This is a genomic window from Xanthomonas euvesicatoria (genome assembly GCF_013112235.1).
In the GTDB taxonomy this organism is placed as follows: Bacteria; Pseudomonadota; Gammaproteobacteria; order Xanthomonadales; family Xanthomonadaceae; genus Xanthomonas; species Xanthomonas euvesicatoria.
Genome location: NZ_JABFFS010000001.1, coordinates 2,996,120 through 3,012,334, shown reverse-complemented (window position 1 = coordinate 3,012,334; position 16,215 = coordinate 2,996,120). Strand labels below are relative to the sequence as shown.

General features: G+C 65.5%; 16 protein-coding genes and 1 tRNA gene. 8 read left to right on the top strand and 9 right to left on the bottom strand.

The features are described 5' to 3' along the window. Positions 1-211: 211 nt before the first annotated feature. Positions 212-301 (bottom strand) — tRNA-Ser (locus tag HLH45_RS13080). Positions 302-669: 368 nt separating this feature from the next. After that, a complete protein-coding gene (locus tag HLH45_RS13075; RefSeq protein ID WP_003485786.1) occupies positions 670-1,686 on the bottom strand; it encodes a LysR family transcriptional regulator in 1,017 nt (338 codons plus the stop codon). 100 nt (positions 1,687-1,786) lie between these two features. Between HLH45_RS13075 and HLH45_RS13070 the strand changes: the two genes are divergently transcribed. Beyond that, complete coding sequence (locus tag HLH45_RS13070; protein ID WP_011347050.1) at positions 1,787-2,371, top strand: FMN-dependent NADH-azoreductase; 585 nt, start codon at positions 1,787-1,789, stop codon at positions 2,369-2,371. Positions 2,372-2,692: 321 nt separating this feature from the next. Here HLH45_RS13070 and serS read toward each other — a convergent pair whose 3' ends face one another. Next, positions 2,693-3,973: a serine--tRNA ligase gene (gene serS / locus HLH45_RS13065; protein WP_008574929.1), complete on the bottom strand. Its 1,281-nt coding sequence runs from the start codon at positions 3,971-3,973 to the stop codon at positions 2,693-2,695. Positions 3,974-4,084: 111 nt separating this feature from the next. Here serS and HLH45_RS13060 point away from each other — a divergent pair, with 111 nt between their 5' ends. Both HLH45_RS13060 and HLH45_RS13055 read left to right on the top strand, forming a co-directional pair. Further along, on the top strand, positions 4,085-4,756 hold the full coding sequence (locus tag HLH45_RS13060) for an energy transducer TonB (RefSeq protein WP_008574928.1): 672 nt from the start codon (positions 4,085-4,087) through the stop codon (positions 4,754-4,756). 358 nt (positions 4,757-5,114) lie between these two features. Beyond that, complete coding sequence (locus HLH45_RS13055; protein WP_033478917.1) at positions 5,115-5,582, top strand: energy transducer TonB; 468 nt, start codon at positions 5,115-5,117, stop codon at positions 5,580-5,582. A 138-nt stretch (positions 5,583-5,720) separates the two neighbouring features. Here the strand turns inward: HLH45_RS13055 and aroA are convergent, their stop codons facing one another. The 3 genes from aroA to serC all read right to left on the bottom strand — a co-directional run bounded on the left by aroA (position 5,721) and on the right by serC (position 9,543). Beyond that, on the bottom strand, positions 5,721-7,043 hold the full coding sequence (aroA, locus tag HLH45_RS13050) for a 3-phosphoshikimate 1-carboxyvinyltransferase (protein ID WP_008574926.1): 1,323 nt from the start codon (positions 7,041-7,043) through the stop codon (positions 5,721-5,723). A 123-nt stretch (positions 7,044-7,166) separates the two neighbouring features. Continuing rightward, positions 7,167-8,375, bottom strand: coding sequence for a prephenate dehydratase (gene pheA / locus HLH45_RS13045; protein ID WP_033478911.1), 1,209 nt, complete (start codon positions 8,373-8,375; stop codon positions 7,167-7,169). Positions 8,376-8,457: 82 nt separating this feature from the next. Beyond that, entirely contained in the window at positions 8,458-9,543 is a 1,086-nt protein-coding gene (gene serC, locus HLH45_RS13040) for a 3-phosphoserine/phosphohydroxythreonine transaminase (protein WP_011347046.1), read from the bottom strand. A 176-nt stretch (positions 9,544-9,719) separates the two neighbouring features. On the opposite strand from serC, the gene msrP reads away from it, so the two are divergent. Together msrP and msrQ are read left to right on the top strand one after the other, a co-directional pair. After that, entirely contained in the window at positions 9,720-10,688 is a 969-nt protein-coding gene (gene msrP / locus HLH45_RS13035; protein ID WP_008576241.1) for a protein-methionine-sulfoxide reductase catalytic subunit MsrP, read from the top strand. A gap of 125 nt (positions 10,689-10,813) precedes the next feature. Next, positions 10,814-11,470 (top strand): protein-methionine-sulfoxide reductase heme-binding subunit MsrQ, encoded by a 657-nt coding sequence (msrQ, locus tag HLH45_RS13030; protein ID WP_008576242.1) that lies wholly within the window; start codon positions 10,814-10,816, stop codon positions 11,468-11,470. Here msrQ and HLH45_RS13025 read toward each other — a convergent pair. Beyond that, complete coding sequence (locus HLH45_RS13025; protein ID WP_033479079.1) at positions 11,412-12,221, bottom strand: FHA domain-containing protein; 810 nt, start codon at positions 12,219-12,221, stop codon at positions 11,412-11,414. The genes msrQ and HLH45_RS13025 overlap by 59 nt on opposite strands. Positions 12,222-12,456: 235 nt before the next feature. Between HLH45_RS13025 and HLH45_RS13020 the strand changes: the two genes are divergently transcribed. From HLH45_RS13020 to HLH45_RS13010, 3 genes are all read left to right on the top strand, one after another. Then, positions 12,457-12,732 carry a polyhydroxyalkanoic acid system family protein gene (locus HLH45_RS13020; RefSeq protein WP_008576246.1) on the top strand — a complete coding sequence of 92 codons (276 nt, stop codon included), beginning with the start codon at positions 12,457-12,459 and terminating at the stop codon, positions 12,730-12,732. A 162-nt stretch (positions 12,733-12,894) separates the two neighbouring features. After that, a complete protein-coding gene (locus HLH45_RS13015; protein WP_008576248.1) occupies positions 12,895-13,455 on the top strand; it encodes a phasin family protein in 561 nt (186 codons plus the stop codon). Positions 13,456-13,994: 539 nt separating this feature from the next. After that, positions 13,995-14,993, top strand: a complete 999-nt coding sequence (locus HLH45_RS13010) for a restriction endonuclease (protein ID WP_011347042.1) — start codon at positions 13,995-13,997, stop codon at positions 14,991-14,993. A gap of 182 nt (positions 14,994-15,175) precedes the next feature. On the opposite strand, the gene hutC is transcribed toward HLH45_RS13010, so the two are convergent. Both hutC and HLH45_RS13000 read right to left on the bottom strand, forming a co-directional pair. Next, entirely contained in the window at positions 15,176-15,913 is a 738-nt protein-coding gene (gene hutC / locus HLH45_RS13005; protein ID WP_008576253.1) for a histidine utilization transcriptional repressor HutC, read from the bottom strand. Positions 15,914-15,941: 28 nt separating this feature from the next. Continuing rightward, entirely contained in the window at positions 15,942-16,169 is a 228-nt protein-coding gene (locus HLH45_RS13000; RefSeq protein WP_008576254.1) for a hypothetical protein, read from the bottom strand. Positions 16,170-16,215 lie beyond the last annotated feature (46 nt).

Sequence of the window (16,215 nt, the reverse complement as noted above, 5' to 3'; positions counted from 1 at the left end):
GGCTGATCGCTCCAGATCGTCCTGAATGCGGTGGCAGCGGTGCGCTGGTAGCGCGACCATCTGCACGACACGGTCGACCGCGTCGCTGAGCGATCAGCTCGATGACACATTGATCGTCAGGGGACCATCGCGCTGAGTGCGGGACAGAAGATGAGACGGGCGGTGTGCGTTGGGGAAGCGTCACGGCGCGGAGCGATTTGCAGCGACGCGTTGGCGGAGAGAGTGGGATTCGAACCCACGGAAGGTTTGACCCTTCGCCGGTTTTCAAGACCGGTGCCTTAAACCGCTCGGCCATCTCTCCGATGCTGCTGCGCGTGACCGCCGAAGGCGCCGGATGTCACGCGGGCAACCCGCCTTGCGCGGGTGGCCCTGTCTGTGGCCGCACGAACATCTGTGCGGCCGTTCTCCCAGGATCGCTCCCGGGCGCGCATTCTCGCATGCCCGGGCGCGTTTTGCTCAATGACACCAACGCCGTCAGCTGGCGCAGCGTGCCGCTCCCTTGATGGTACTCGGCCACTACCCCGCATGGTCGGCGAAGATGCCTGAGCACACAGGCAACCTGCCGAACATCTGCAGCGCACTGGCTGCGCAGCAGCTAGCGAACTGCCAACGTACGTGCCGGCCAGCCTCGACCGCCAACCCAGCCTTGGCCAGCTTTGTCACGGACGCTCAGCCCGCCTCGGCCACCACCAGGCGCGGCGCCGTGCCTGCGGCACGCTTGAGCTTTTCAGCCAACTCAGCGCAATTGCCGCCGCAATCCAGGCGCGAGCGTTCGATTTCCTGCGGCAGGTGTTCGGCCAGGAAGTCGATGAACACCCGCACCGCCGGCAGCAGGCCGCGACGCGAGGCGAACACGGCATGGCAGATGCCCTGCGGCAGCGACCAGTGCGGCAGCACCACTTCCAGCTCGCCGCTGCGCACCGCTTCGGCGCACACGGTTTCCGGCAGCATGGTGATGCCGAAGCCGTCGCGCGCCATCGATTGCAGCAGCGGGAAGTCGAAGCCGGCCAGGCGTGGCTGCAGATCGACGCGGCGCATTTCGCCGTTCGGGCCGTGCAGCTCCCAGCGCTGATGCGCTTCGTCTTCGCTGGTGCTCATGGTGGTGTGGTTGGCCAGCTCGCTGGGGTCCTTGGGGCGACCGGCGCGATCCAGGTATTTGGGGCTGGCAACCAGCAGTTCCTGCACCTGTCCGAAGCTGCGCATCACCAGGCTGCCGTCGTCGTCCAGGCGCGAGCGCACGCGCAGCGCAATGTCGTAGCCCTCGTTGATGACATCGACGCGGCGATTGCTGATATTGAGCTGCAGCCGCACCTTGGGATACTTGGCCAAAAATTCCGGCAACAACTTGGGCAACTGGATCTGCGCAAGCGAAACAGGAACGCTCACACGTACAAGACCGCGCGGCTCGGCGCTGAGACGATCCACCACCTCGCGCGCAGCCTGGGCCTCGGCAAGCATGGTTTGCGCGTGCCGGTGCACGCTGGTGCCGACGTCGGTCACCGCGAAACGGCGCGTGGAGCGCTGCAACAGGCGCACACCCAGGTCGGTCTCGAGTTGGCTGATGCGCCGGCTCAGGCGCGATTTGGGGATGCCAAGCGCACGCTCGGCAGCGGCAAAGCCGCCGTGATCCACCACCATCGCAAAGTAATACAGGTCATTCAGGTCGTGCATGGCACAAGTATCCATGGATAGAACGATACGTGATATTTAACCACCTTTATTCCAACAGAGCAACGACCTAGGCTGCACACCTCCGCGGCGCTGCCGCTTGCCACAGGTCATCGTCATGAAACTGCTGCACCTCGATTCCAGCGCGCTAGGCGCCAATTCCGTCACGCGCGTGCTCAGCGCCGCCGTCGTGGAGCAGCAGCGCCGGCGCCATCCCGAGGTGGACGTGTCGTATCGCGACCTCGACCGCGACCCGATTCCGCATCTGACCGCGCAGACGCTGGCGCAGACCGACCCGGCAGAGGCCGCGGCCGCCGAAGCGGTGATGCAGCAGTTCCTGCAGGCCGATGTCATCGTGATTGGCGCACCGATGTACAACTTCGCCATCCCCTCCACGCTCAAGGCCTGGATCGATCGCATTGCAGTTGCCGGGCGCACCTTCCAGTACACCGCCAATGGTCCGGAAGGCCTGGCCGGCGGCAAGCGCGTCATCATCGCCAGCGCGCGTGGTGGCTTGTATGCCGATCCGACGAACGATTTTCAGGAGCCGTATCTGCGCCAGGTGTTGGGCTTCCTGGGCATCGACGACATCAGCTTCGTGCGCGCAGAGGGTGTGGCGTATTCGCCGCAGCATCGCGCCGATGCGCTGGCCTCGGCGCTGGCCGGGCTGGGTGAGGAAGAAGAGGCTGCTGTGAGCGCGTAAGCCTGCGGCGTGACGGGTTGACGCGTTGAAAGGTCGTCATGACTGCGAGTTGCCATAGCGAAAAACGGGACCACCGCTGGTCCCGTTTTTTTGTGTCGATTTCCAATAGCAAAGAAGCTCGCGCTCAAACGCCCTCGCACCATGTGCGCCAGACATCGCAGACTCCATTCGACACTCGCATGTGTGGAAGCTGCCAAGCGTAGCGAGCACGCGTCTGACAAGTGTCGATCTAACCGGGCAACCGCAGCGCCCGAAGCGATATGCGCACCGAACGCCGCCCGCGCCGCCTGGTTGTGAGCGCCGTCCTCCGGTTACCCGCACTCAGCCGATCCGCTCGAGCCCGCCCATGTACGGACGCAGCACCTGCGGCACATCGATCGAGCCATCGGCGTTCTGGTAGTTCTCCATCACCGCGATCATCGCGCGGCCCACGGCAGTGCCGGATCCGTTGAGCGTGTGCAGCAACTCCGGCTTGCCGCTGACCGGGTTGCGCCAGCGCGCCTGCATGCGCCGCGCCTGGAAATCGCCGCAATTGGAACAGGACGAAATTTCGCGATAGGTGTTCTGCGAAGGCAGCCATACCTCAAGATCGTAGGTCTTGATCGCGGAAAACCCCATGTCGCCGGTGCACAGCAGCACCTTGCGATACGGCAGGCCGAGTTGTTCCAGCACCACTTCGGCGCAGCGCGTCATGCGCTGATGCTCGGCATCACTGTCTTCCGGCGCGCAGGCGGTCACCAGCTCCACCTTTTCGAATTGGTGCTGGCGGATCATGCCGCGCGTATCGCGGCCACCACTGCCGGCTTCGGCGCGGAAACACATCGAATGCGCGGTCATGCGCAATGGCAGACGCTCGGCGTCGATGATCTCATCGCGCACGATATTGGTCAGCGGCACTTCGGAGGTGGGGATCAGGTAACGGCGCGACTCGCCCACTTCGGTCTGGAACAAATCGTCTTCGAATTTCGGCAGCTGACCGGTGCCGCGCATCGAATCGGCATTGACCAGCAGCGGCACGTTGGTTTCTTCGTAACCGTGCTCGCCCACATGCAGGTCCAGCATGAATTGCGCCAAGGCACGGTGCAGACGCGCGACCGGACCACGCAGCACGGTGAACCGCGCGCCCGACAATTTGGCTGCCGTTTCGCCATCCAGCCAGCCGTGCGGCGCGCCGAGTTCCACATGGTCCTTGACGGCGAAATCGAATTGACGCGGCGTGCCCCAACGCGATTGCTCCACGTTCTCGCTTTCGTCCTTGCCAAGCGGCACATCCTCGGCCGGCAGGTTGGGCAGGCCAAGCGCGATACCCTCGAGCTTGGCGCGAATCGCATCCAGCGCCTCTTCGGACGCCTTGAGTTCATCGCCGAACCCGGCCACTTCGGCCATCAGCGCGGCCACATCTTCGCCCTTGGCCTTGGCCTGCCCGATCGCCTTGGATTTGGAATTGCGCTGACTCTGCAGTTCCTGCGTGCGCACCTGGATACGCTTGCGCTCGCTCTCCAGCAACTCCAGTTCCGCAATGTTCAAATCGAAGCTGCGCGTGCTTCGCAGGCGCTCGGCAAGGTCGGCGGGGTGTTGGCGAAGCAGGGCCGGATCTAGCATCGGAATAGGTGCGTCAGTGGAATAGCGCGAGATTATCGCCTGTTCCGGCACCTGCTGCGATCGATTCACTACGGCTATGCCAGAATTGCGACGATTCTTCAGGTGAGCCCTATGTCCGCGCCCCGTCCTGCGTCCGATCGCCATATCGTTCTGCGTCTGCCCCGCCACACGCTGAAAATCGCCGGCATCGCCTTCGCTGCCGGCCTGCTGTTGTTCCTGCTGGTCTGGGCCACCGGCCGCAAGGACGACTTCTATAAAGCCTCGCCGGCGCAGCCGACCGCAGGCGCGCAGACCGACGACACCATTGCGCCGCTGCCGGCGCCATTGCCCGCCCAGGACGGCGCAAGCGACATGCCGCAGGCCAAGCCGCCGGCCGAAACCCCCACCCTGGTGGACACCGCGCCACCCGCCCCGCCCGCGCCGACGCCGCTGCCGGAAAATGCGGTACCCGGCGCGCCAGGTGCCGCTGGCAGCGCCGCGCCGGTCAACGCACCGGTCGCTGGCGGCGATCGCCCGGTACCGATCCAGGGCCAGATGCCGCCGCCCCGCTACCCGTCGGCTGCGCTGCGTCGCGGCGATGCTGGCGATGTGGTGGTGCGGGTCGACGTGGATGCCGCCGGCAATCCCGGTGGCGTGACCCTGGTGCAGCGCAGCGGCTCGCGCGACCTGGACCGTGCGGCCATGGAAGCCGTGCGGCACTGGCGCTTCCACCCGGCGCAGCGCAATGGCCAGCCGGTGGCCGGCAGCATGGACATCCCGTTCGAGTTCAAGCCTGCGCAGTAAGTACAGCTAACCCTTCGCGCGTGTTGCTTGTCACTGCCTTGCCGATGTGGGGGCGCGACGGGGCAGGCCTTGGCTGACGCCACGCAGCCACAAACAGCATGCAGTTTTAACCGGGCCGCAATGTCAGCTTGACTAAGCTGAACTTTCAGCAAGCTCGAACGCTTCATTCGCCGTCCGCCTTAGCTGCCCCTCAGGTAGCGCCAACCAGACTGGTCTCGTCATCCTCAGATGCGCCAGGAGGTCGGCCATGTCCGTCACTTCAAATCCTTCATCCGCTCACCCGTCGTCGCTGCCGCAGCACGGCAGGCGCTCGATGGAGCGGCAGCAGAATGCAGCGAGCGACGGCGCTTCGCCCTGGATGTGGGCAACGCTGGTGGCGCTGCTCATCGTGGTACCCAGCTGGTGGTGGGCACGCCACAGCGACGAGTCACTGGCGACCGATACGCGGCCGCTGCCGGCAGCGAGTCGGCAGATCCTGCCGACGACCGATGGCCCGCGTGCGATGACGATGGTGGCGCACCAGCCTGCTCGCCCAGCGGTCAGCAGCGTGGAAGCCAAGCCGCTGCCTGGCAATGCCATGCCGAGCTACCCGGCCGCCGTGGCGCGTGCCGGCATCCAGGGCAGCCGCACCGCACGTTTGCAGCTGGATGTGCAGGGCCGGGTGAGCGATGTCACCATCGTCGACCGAAGCGGAAGTGACGACCCGCGGCTGGATGCAGCGGTGATGGAGAGCTTGCGTCAGTGGCGCTTCGAGCCCGCCACGCGCGACGGCCATGCGGTGGTGAGCAGCGTGCAGGTGCCGGTGGAGTTCACCGCGCAGCGTTGAGGATTTGCTCAGCGCTGCGGCGCTTGACGGACGGCAACGCTCGCGATGTCGCGGCGCGTCGTCCGGCTCCTGACTCGCAAACGGACATGGTCTTTCCGGACCCGGCGAGATCCAGACCATCCGGCAACGGAAAACGCGTCACCGATGCCCGGCGATTTCCAGCCCGAATCCGGCGCCCTGCGCCAGCGTGTCGAAACCCGGGAACGAGGTCGCCACATTCGCCACATCGTTCACCTGCACCTGACCGGTGGACAGCTGGCCGGCGATGGCGAACGCCATGGCAATGCGATGGTCGCCATGACTTTCGATCACGCCGCTGCCGATGCTACCCCCGTGGATGGTGGCGCCATCCGGTGTTTCGTCAACCTGCACGCCAAGCGTGCGCAGGCCGGTGGCCATCGCCGCCAGCCGATCGGACTCCTTGACCCGCAGTTCGGCGGCGCCGGTCACCACGGTCTGCCCGCTTGCGGCAGCCGCGGCCACGAACAAGGCCGGGAACTCGTCGATCATGTCCGGCACCAGCGCTTCGGGGATCTGCGCACCGCGCAATAGCGCGTAACGCACGCGCAGATCGGCGACTGGCTCGCCGCCGTGTTCGGCGTGGTTTTCTTCGCCAATATCCGCGCCCATCAGGCGCAACGCAGCCAGCAGCCCGGTGCGGCGTGGATTCAATCCGACCGCGCGCAGCACCACCTCCGAGCCGGGAACGATGCTGGCAGCGACGATGAAGAACGCAGCCGACGAAAAATCCGCAGGTACCGCGATATCGGTCGCGCGCAGACGCTGCCCACCGCGCAGACGGGCCTTACCAGGCGAAAAATCGATCTCCACGCCGAACGCCGACAGCATGCGCTCGGTGTAGTCGCGGGTGGGATGCGGCTCGGTCACCGAGGTCTCGCCCTGCGCATAGAGACCGGCCAGCAGCACCGCTGACTTGACCTGCGCGCTGGCAACCGGCGAGACGAAATCGATGCCGTGCAGTGCCTGCCCACCGTGCACGTGCAGTGGCGGCGTGCCATCGTCCTGCGTGTCGATCCGCGCGCCCATCTGCGCCAGCGGGCCGGTCACGCGCCGCATCGGCCGCTTGGATAGCGACTCGTCTCCCACCAGCACGCTGTCGAAGCGCTGCGCCGCCAACAGGCCGGCGAGCAGACGCATCCCGGTGCCGGCATTGCCGCAATCCAGCGCCTCGGCCGGCGGCTGCAGACCATCCACACCCACGCCGTGCACGATGCGCTGCGACGCCGACGGCGTTTCGATGCGCACGCCCAGCTTGGCGAAAATAGCAGCGGTGGAGCGCGTGTCTTCGCCTTCGAGAAACCCATCGATCTGCGAAACGCCGTCGGCGAGCGCGGCGAACATGACCGCGCGGTGCGAAACCGATTTATCGCCAGGAATGGCCAGGCTGCCCTGCAGTGCGGTGCCGCGACGGGCAATCCAGTGGTGCGTGCTGCTGCTCATGCATGTGATCCGATGACTGCGGCATCGCCAATGCTGACGATGCGCTTTGAAGAAGGTTGCGGCGCTGCCGTCGATACAAGGTCGCGGCGCTCCGGCATGGATTGTCGTATCGAGCTTCGATGCTCAGGGAATGGCCACCGGATACGAACCCAGCACCTTGATCTGTGCCGAGTGCGCTTTCAGTTCGGCCAGCGCCTGCTTCATCGCATCGTCTTCGACATGGCCGATCAGATCGATGAAGAAGCCGTATTCCCACTTGGCCTGATGCGAGGGCCGCGATTCGATGCGATTCATGCTGATGCCGTGGCGTGCGAACGGGCTCAGCACGTCGAACAACGCACCTGGCTTGTCGTGGATGAACACCAGCACCGACGTGCGGTCGTGCCCGGACGAAGGAAAGATCTGCCGCCCGATCACCAAAAAGCGCGTGGTGTTGTCGTCGTCGTCCTCGATCGACTTCATGATGACCTTCTTCAAGCCATACACGTGGGCTGCGCTTTCGCCGCCGATGGCCGCGGCATCTTCAGCATTGCGTGCGCGGCGTGCGCCTTCGGCGTTGCTGGACACCGCGATCTTTTCCACCTTGGGCAGATGCGAGCGCAACCAACCCGCAGTCTGCGCGAACGATTGCGAATGCGCGTAGATGCGTTCGATATCTTCCAGCCGGCCGTTGCGCGAAAGCAGGTACTGATGCACGCGCAGCTCGACTTCGCCGCAGATTTTCAGGTTGGAAGTCAGGAACATGTCCAGAGTGACCTGGATGGTGCCCTGCCCCGAATTTTCCACCGGCACCACGCCGAAATCGGCGTTGCCGGCTTCCACTTCCTGGAACACTTCTTCGATGGTCGCCATCGGCAAGCCCACCGCCGAGCGGCCGAAATGCTTGAGCACCGCCTGCTGGCTGAAGGTGCCTTCCGGGCCGAGGTAACCGATCTTCAGCGGCTCCTGCTGGGCCAGGCACGCCGACATGATTTCGCGGTAGACGTGCACCAGCACTTCGTCGCTGAGCGGGCCTTCGTTGCGGTCCACCACCATGCGCAGCACCTGCGCCTCGCGCTCGGGGCGGTAGTAATCCACCGCCGCCGCAAGCTTGCCCTTGGCCTTGCCGACCTGATGCGCGAAGTTGGCGCGCTCGGCAATCAGGGCCTGGATGTTGCGGTCGATCTCGTCGATCTTGGCACGCACATCGGCCAGCACCGGCGCGGCGGTCTTGATCACGGCCTTTTCAGCCGGCGTGTTTGCAGGTTTGCTGTCTGAAGCACGCACCGATGTCTTGGTCGGCTTTTTCTTGCCGCCTGTGGCGGCCGTGGGCTTGTCGGACTTGGGGGCCATCGCTGGGCATTCCTAAAATGGCGGCGCATGTGCGCTGTCAGCGCATGCGCCTGCGCGGCAGACGCCGCAGGTAAATGAAGACTCAGCCGTGACGCTGCTGGAAGTCGTGCATGAACGCGGCCAGCGCTTGCGCGCCGGCTACCGGCATCGCGTTGTACAGCGACGCCCGAATGCCACCGACTGCCTTGTGCCCCTTCAACGCGAGCAGCCCGGCTGCCTTGGATTCGCTGACGAACAGCGCATCCAGCTGCTCGTCCGGCAGAAAGAACGGGATGTTCATGCGCGAACGCACTGCCGGTTTGATCAGGTTGCGATAGAAGCCGCCGGAGCCATCGATGGCGCCATACACCAGCGCGGCCTTCTCGGCATTGCGGCGCGCGAACTCCTGCACTCCGCCCTGTTCCAGCATCCACTTGACGGTCAGCCCGAGCACGTACCAGTTCCAGGTCGGCGGCGTGTTGAGCATCGAATCGCGCGCGGCATGCGAGGCGTAATTGAAGATGTCCGCACGCGGTTGCCCGGCGCGCTCCAGCAGGTCGCGCCGCACGATCACCACCGAAATGCCCACCGGGCCAAGATTCTTCTGTGCGCCGGCGTAGATCAGGCCGTAGCGCGAGATATCCAGCGGCTCGGAGGCGATCGACGAACTGAAGTCGGCAAACAACGGCAACGTGCCCACGTCCGGCGTGTCGCGAAATTCGACGCCATGGATGGTTTCGTTGGCGGTGATGTGCACGTAGGCCGAATGCGGCGACAAGGTCCAGCTGGCCGCCGGGGGAATGTCGACAAAGCCATCGGCCTGCGCGTCGGCGGCGATGCGCGCATCCACAGACGTGGCCGCCTGCTTGATCGCGGTCTTGCCCCAATGCCCGGTGATCACGTAGTCGGCCGCCTGGCCGGGCGCGGCAAAATTCAGCGGCAGCAGCGCCTGGATGGTGGTGGCGCCACCGGCGGTGAACAGCACCGCATAGTCGTCGGGAATCGACAACAAACTGCGCAGATCGGCTTCGGCGGCAGCCGCCACCGCCATGAAATCGGCGCTGCGGTGGCTGATTTCCACGATCGAGGCGCCGACGCCGTTCCACTCGACCATCTCTGCCTGCGCCTGCCGCAGGACCGATTCCGGCAATGTCGCAGGGCCGGCACTGAAATTGAACGCGCGTGTCATGGCACACCTTGGTCGAGCTAGCCTTCTAGTATGCCGCAGCGCATCGGGCTTGGCAGCGGACAAAAAAGTTGCAGCTGCATCCTTTTGACTGAGCCTGACGTAACGTAGACAGGTGCCCAGGCGAACTTTTGTCTTGGTTCGTTACTCTCACGCTGCAGCCACTGCCGGAGCCTGCCATGTCGTTTCGCGATGCTTTCAACTTGCCGTCCAGCGAGATCACCGATGAGGCCGTTTACCGCGACCGCCGCCGGCTGCTGCAGTTATTTGCGTTGACCCCCGCGCTGGGCGTGGCCGGATGTGCCGAAGCCGACCCGCCCCCGCCTCCCAAGACCGTGGTGACGCCGGCGCAGGCGCGCAGCGGATTTCGCACGGCCGAGGAACTGACCCGGCTGGAAGACGTCACCAGCTACAACAACTTCTACGAGTTCGGGACCGACAAGACCGATCCGTCCAAGGCGGCCAAGACCCTGAAGCTGTCGCCTTGGACGGTGAAGGTAGGCGGTGAATGCGAGAAGCCCGGCAGCCTGTCGCTGGATGAGCTGCTCAAGGGCATCGCGCCGGAAGAACGCATCTACCGGCTGCGCTGCGTGGAAGGCTGGTCGATGGTGATCCCGTGGACGGGCGTGCCGCTGGGCGAGGTACTCAAGCGCTTCGCGCCGACCTCCAAGGCCAAGTACGTGGCATTCACCACCCTGGCCGACCCGCAGCAGATGCCGGGCGTACGCTACCGCTCGATCAACTGGCCGTACCGCGAAGGCTTGCGCATCGACGAGGCGATGCATCCGCTGACCCTGCTGGCCACCGGCCTGTACGGCAAGCCGCTGCCGCAGCAGAACGGCGCGCCGTTGCGCCTGGTGGTGCCGTGGAAGTACGGCTTCAAGAGCATCAAATCGATCGTGGAAATCCGTTTCGTCGAAAAGATGCCCGAGACCGCCTGGCACGATCTGCAACCGTCCGAATACGGCTTCTTTTCCAACGTCAACCCGGCAGTGGATCACCCGCGCTGGAGCCAGAAGACCGAACGCCGCATCGCCGGCACCGCCAGCAAGCTGTTTGCCGAGCGCATCGCCACAAAGCCCTTCAACGGATATGCCGATCAGGTCGCTTCGCTGTATGCAGGCATGGATCTGAAGAAGTGGTTCTAGGCAACACACAATCTGGCATCGACCCAGCGTAGGAGCGCACCCGGGCGCGACGGGCATGACCACCAAAGCCAGTCGCGCCCGGGTGCGCTCCTACGCTTCAGCATCGCTTCCTTCTTCGAGATCGCATGGCCAAGACATCCACTTCCGTGATCGCTGCCAAGACGCTGGTGCATGCCGCGGCGCTGGCGCCGATCGCCCTGCTCGGCTGGCAATTCTGGCAGGTGTGGCAAGGCGGCAGCGACGCGCTGGGCGCCGATCCGGTGGCCGAGATCGAACACCGCACCGGGCTGTGGGCGCTGCGTTTCTTGCTGATCACCCTGGCGATCACGCCGTTGCGCCAACTCACCGGGCAGGCCGTGGTGATCCGCTTCCGCCGCATGCTGGGCCTGTACGCGTTCTTCTACGCCAGCGTGCATCTGGCGGCTTACCTCACGCTGGACCTGCGCGGCTTCTGGACGCAGATTTTCGAGGAGATCCTCAAACGCCCGTACATCACGGTGGGGTTTGCGGCGTGGTTGTTGCTGATGCCGCTGGCGATCACCTCCACCCAGGGGTGGATGCGTCGGCTCAAGCGCAACTGGGGCCGCCTGCACACGCTGATCTACCCGATCGGCCTGCTGGCGGTGCTGCATTTCTGGTGGCTGGTGAAATCCGATATCCGCGAGCCGGCCCTGTACGCCGGCATTCTTGCGGTATTGCTGAGCTGGCGCGTCTGGAAAAAACTCAGCGCGCGCCGAACCATAGCAAGGCGCTCAACGCCGCCGCCAGCAACACCGCGCTGAGCAGCAACCAGGGCCAGCGGGCCACCTTCACCGGTGCGCGCGTCGGCTCTGCAGCCGCACGCGGCGGCGGCGGGGGTTCGGTATCGGGCAGATCCCAGGTGGTGCCGTGGTGCGTCCTCGGCACTTCCACCACGAAACGGTGGCGCGCATCGAAGACGACCTGGTCGCCAGCCTGCAGCCAGCCGTCGCGCACCTGGACGCCATTGATCCAGCTCCCCTCTTCCGAACCCAGATCGCGGATCAGCACACGGTCGCCGTGTCGTTCCAGACGGGCGTGCTGCGCCGCAAATGCCGGGTCGTCGATGACGATATCGGCGGCAGCATCGCTGCCGACCAGACGCGCGCGATCCAGGGTGAAACTGCGACCATGATGGCGCCCGCCGATGCCGCGCAACAACAGGCAGACCTCGCCGAGGTTGGCCGTGTCGTCGTGGATATCGTTGGCCGGCGCACTGGACGGGGCACTGCGCAGCAGCATTTCCACGCCATCGGCATAGATCGCATCGCCCGCCCGTAGCAGCGCCATGCGACGCACCGGGCGCCCATTGACGTGGATACCGCGAATGCCGCTGGCTACCTGCAGCCACAGGCCGCGTTGGTCCAGGCAGAACTGCGCCAACAGCAACGCGCCCTGCGCATCGCCGACCACCCGCACGCTGCCGGAGGCATGACGGACGATCCGGTGGACGCCGGGCTTGAGGGAATGATCCGGCTGCTGCCGGTGGGTGAAATGAACTTGCAGGTCGCGCACCCGCCGCAGCCTAGCAGGTTTGCCCCCATGCGCGGCCATCGGTGGTGATCGGAGCCGTGCTGGATCGCTGGCGCGGGCGCGCCAGGATCGCGCTGCCGTCGGCTGAGCAGGCGGCAGCGCAGCTTGCAGACCTGTGTTTGCGACACGGACAGCAAGGCCACACATGGCCGCACTTGGAGCTGGGGCCTGGCATGCGCACAATGCGCCCTCACTTTTCGCATGACCCATCGCACCCATGTCCAGCATCGATATCCGCCACGACCATTCCTTGACGCCGGCCCAGGCACGCGCGGCCATCGACGAGGCGGCGCGCAAGCTGACCGATCGCTACGGCGTCGCTTCGCATTGGGAAGGCGACACTTTGCGCATCGCACGTGCCGGCGTGGACGGAGCAATCGCGCTGTTGCCGCAACAAGTGCACGTCACCGCCGAACTCGGCTTTTTGCTGTCGGCGGTGCAGCCGATGGTGGAATCGGAAATCCGGCGCTTGCTGGCCGAAAAACTGGCCTGATCGCGCGATTGGCGCTGCGCTGCTTCAGCGTCAAGTCACCTGCTCGGGCGCTTGCGGGTAGATGCTTTCGGCACGCCTGATCGGGCAGTGCTTCACCTGCCCGATGCAGGGTCGGCACTAGGGTGAACGCAATGTCACGTTGGCAACCTACAGGAGCATCGCATGACGACCGGATACGATCAGAACGGTAACCGCGGTAACGCGGCCCAGGGCTTCCAGGCGCAGGCGGAACAGATCTCGCGCCGGCTTGGCGAATCGGCTCAGACCGTATGGCTTGCCGGTCTGGGCGCGCTTGGGCGCGTGCAGAACGAAGGCAGCAAGCTGTTCGACTCGTTGGTGCGCGAGGGCGCCGCCTATGAGCGCACCGGCCAGCGCAGGGCGGCCGAGAGCGTCGACGAATTGCGCGAAGAGGTGGAAACCCAGTTCGAGCAGGCACGCGATACCGCGGTGCGCGGCTGGGACAGACTGGGCAAGGCCTTCGACGAACGCGTGAAGGGCGTGCTGCGCACGCTCAACATTCCCGAGCAGGAAGAATTGGAAAACCTGCGGCGCGAGGTCGAATCGCTGAAGGCCCAGGTCCGCGCAAATACCGCGGCCACCAAGCGTGCCAACCGTACCGCTAACCAGGCGGCGCAGGCGGCCAGCGAGACGACCGCTGCCGGCGGCGCGGGTGCCGGGGCGGCATCGTCGTCCAGCAATCCCGGTGCGTTCGACCCGGAATGAGCGCAACAGTGAAAGCAGCCGCGCTGTCATGTGACGGCGCGGTTGTTGCCCGAGATGGTGAAGGGAGTCATCGCCGAGTGCAGCTGCGCACTACGTTTCTGCACGCCGGCCAAGCGCGGCGCCCCCAGCCACCTCGAGCGGTGTCATCGGCTGGTGCTACCCGCGCCGATGGGTGCAACTCACCGTGGGTGGTGTATTGGCTAATCCGCAGCCGCGCGTTGGCGATGGACCGGCGTGAGGATGCAGCGTCGCTGACGTGCGATTTGGCTCTGCGCAGCCTTTTTGAATCAGTGGCTTAGCGCCAAAACGCAGCTCTTCCGGCCCGATGTTGCAAAGCAACATGATTTTTTGGACAATCGGGAACGACCCGCCAGTCCTGCGTTACGAAGTCCGTTTGCTCCCCTCCCCTCACGGCTTCGGACTGGCGGGTCTTTCGCTATCTGGATCACGGCTCGCGATATCACCGCGCTCGATCCATTGACGAATCTTTCGCGAAGGATTCTTCTACACGCACGATTCGTTATACGCGCCATTGCTTGATGCTCATGCCTTCCTGGATTCTGGCGCCCTTGGCCGCACTGCTGCTCTGGCTGGCGGTGTCTGCCTACCTGTGGCTGGTACGACGACGCGCCAATGAAGTGCATGAAGGCGTCCGTGCGCTGGCCATCATGCACTGGCGCGATTTTTCCGCCGTGGTGCTGCGCGTCCTGCAGGATCAACGCGGATGGCAGCCCACCCAGCTGCCGCAGGATGGCCTGCCCACCGCCGACTTCATGATGCAGACCGAGCATGGCACCCGGTTGGTGGCCTGCAAGCACGGGCGCGGTTATCGCATCGGCGTGGCGGCGGTGAACGAGCTGGGCGCGATGGCACGGCTGGCTGGTGCAAACGGCGGCGTGATGGTGACCGAAGGCCGCATGGAGCGCGAAGGTATCGCCGCCGCGGAGAAACAATCGATCGAAGTGCTGGACGGTGTGCGTCTGTGGCCGCTGCTCAAACCCTATCTGCCTGGCGATGTGGAAGCCGGCGTGGTTGGTGCGGCGCGCCGCCGCGCGATCCGCCATAGCATCATCGCCGGCGCCGCGCTGGCGACGCTGGCCGTCATGGCGGTGCTGGCGCTGCGCCCGCCGGCTCCGACGCGGGCCACACCGCCCGCTGCGGCGTCTGCACCGATTCCCGCACCGGCCCGCGTGGTCGCACCGCCCACGCCCTCCGCCAGTACCGCCCAGCCGGGCCCGTCACCTACTGCAGTGGCCCCGGCCGCGCCGGCAGCCGGCGCAGAACCGGATGCAGCCACCATCCAAGGCTATCAGCGCGAGGTTTCCAAGGCGTTGGCGCAGACACCGGGGCTGGTGCGTGGCATCTGGCTGACCCAGGCAACCCTGGTAGTGGATCGGACGGTGGAAGACAGCGCGGCATGGCCGCTGATTTGCCGCGAGCTGCAACGCTACCCGTACCTGCGCACGGTGCGCGTGCAACTCAACCCGCGCCCGGGCACCGCCGAGCCGGTGCGCTGGCGTCAATGCAGCACGATTTGATCCTGGGGCGTTGGCTGCTGTCGTCGTGCCGCGTCGCCTGCATGCCCAGCCGGGCACCTGATCGTGAACACACAATCGCCGCCTTCCCGGCGTGCAGCGACTGCAACACGGCCGCTACCGTTCAGCGAGCACCTGGCGACTTGAGCGCTGCAGTACCGCGCCCGTCGCCTGCCGACATCATCTCAGCGCAGTCCCGGCGCGAACCGTGCCACAAGATCGTACGAACCGCCTAGAAACATCTGGCGCACGTAGGTGACCGGCAGCTCGCCGCGCCAGGTGTGGCGGTCGATCACCAGGCAGGCCGCGCCGTCGTCCGCCTGGAGCTGCTCGGCCTGCGCGGCGTCGGCACTGGCAGCGCTGATGCGGTGCTCGGCGCGCGTCCATGGCACGTTGCGCAATAACCAGCTGCCCGGCGCCACCTCCGTGAACGGCTGGTCCAATGCGTCGGGCACGGTGTTGATGTCGATCACGCGGTGCTCCAGCGCAAACGGGCGGCCGTCGGCCAGGTGCACGCTCTGCAATTCCAGCACCTTGCCGGTGCTGCCCAGCGCACGTTCCTGCGGCACGCGCTGCCGCACGTTGCGCAGCTGCCGCGACAACAAAGAGAACCGGTACGCATGGCCGCGCGTGGTCATTTCCACTTCGATGTCCGGGATCGAGAGCGCCACCTGTTCCAGATGCGGGTGCTGCCGTGCGACGAACGAACCAGTACGGCGGCGGCGTTCGATCATGCCGGCATCGGCCAGCAAGCCGAGCACCTTGTTCACCGTCATGCGCGAGCAGCCGTACTGCGCCATCAACTCGTGCTCGGGCGGCACGCGGTGCCCGGGCGGCCAGTCGCCGCTATGGATGCGTTGTTCCAGATCCTGGCGGATGCGCTGATGCAAGGTGCCAGGCACGATGGTGGTGGTGGCGGTCAAAGCGCGGGTCTCCGAAAAGAGCGGCTATTCAATCGGCATGCCGCATGGTCGGCAGCGTGCGCCAGCTGCAGGTTGCGGCATGCACCATGCACGCTGCATGGACGAGCGCACTGCGTGCACCTGCTCCGGAGTCGCAGCTGCGTCTGCGGTGGCTCCAGGAGCAGCACTGCGCGCGCATCCGCTTGGAGCGGTTCAGGCGCAGCCACTGGCGGTTGCGGCCGGGGCCCGTCATCGGCAGGTGCAAAGCGTACACCACGACTCCTGCGCGCCGTTGGGCAGCCACCTGACCACTCTCGCCACCG

Bases quoted from the DNA above. Each gene is read 5' to 3' on its own strand.
- msrQ (WP_008576242.1), top strand. From the start codon at position 10,814: ATGGCCAAGACATCCACTTCCGTGATCGCTGCCAAGACGCTGGTGCAT.
- HLH45_RS13060 (WP_008574928.1), top strand. From the start codon at position 4,085: ATGTCCGCGCCCCGTCCTGCGTCCGATCGCCATATCGTTCTGCGTCTG.
- HLH45_RS13010 (WP_011347042.1), top strand. From the start codon at position 13,995: ATGCTCATGCCTTCCTGGATTCTGGCGCCCTTGGCCGCACTGCTGCTC.
- pheA (WP_033478911.1), bottom strand. From the start codon at position 8,375: ATGGCCCCCAAGTCCGACAAGCCCACGGCCGCCACAGGCGGCAAGAAA.
- serS (WP_008574929.1), bottom strand. From the start codon at position 3,973: ATGCTAGATCCGGCCCTGCTTCGCCAACACCCCGCCGACCTTGCCGAG.
- aroA (WP_008574926.1), bottom strand. From the start codon at position 7,043: ATGAGCAGCAGCACGCACCACTGGATTGCCCGTCGCGGCACCGCACTG.
- HLH45_RS13020 (WP_008576246.1), top strand. From the start codon at position 12,457: ATGTCCAGCATCGATATCCGCCACGACCATTCCTTGACGCCGGCCCAG.
- serC (WP_011347046.1), bottom strand. From the start codon at position 9,543: ATGACACGCGCGTTCAATTTCAGTGCCGGCCCTGCGACATTGCCGGAA.
- HLH45_RS13075 (WP_003485786.1), bottom strand. From the start codon at position 1,686: ATGGATACTTGTGCCATGCACGACCTGAATGACCTGTATTACTTTGCG.
- msrP (WP_008576241.1), top strand. From the start codon at position 9,720: ATGTCGTTTCGCGATGCTTTCAACTTGCCGTCCAGCGAGATCACCGAT.
- HLH45_RS13070 (WP_011347050.1), top strand. From the start codon at position 1,787: ATGAAACTGCTGCACCTCGATTCCAGCGCGCTAGGCGCCAATTCCGTC.
- HLH45_RS13015 (WP_008576248.1), top strand. From the start codon at position 12,895: ATGACGACCGGATACGATCAGAACGGTAACCGCGGTAACGCGGCCCAG.
- HLH45_RS13055 (WP_033478917.1), top strand. From the start codon at position 5,115: ATGTGGGCAACGCTGGTGGCGCTGCTCATCGTGGTACCCAGCTGGTGG.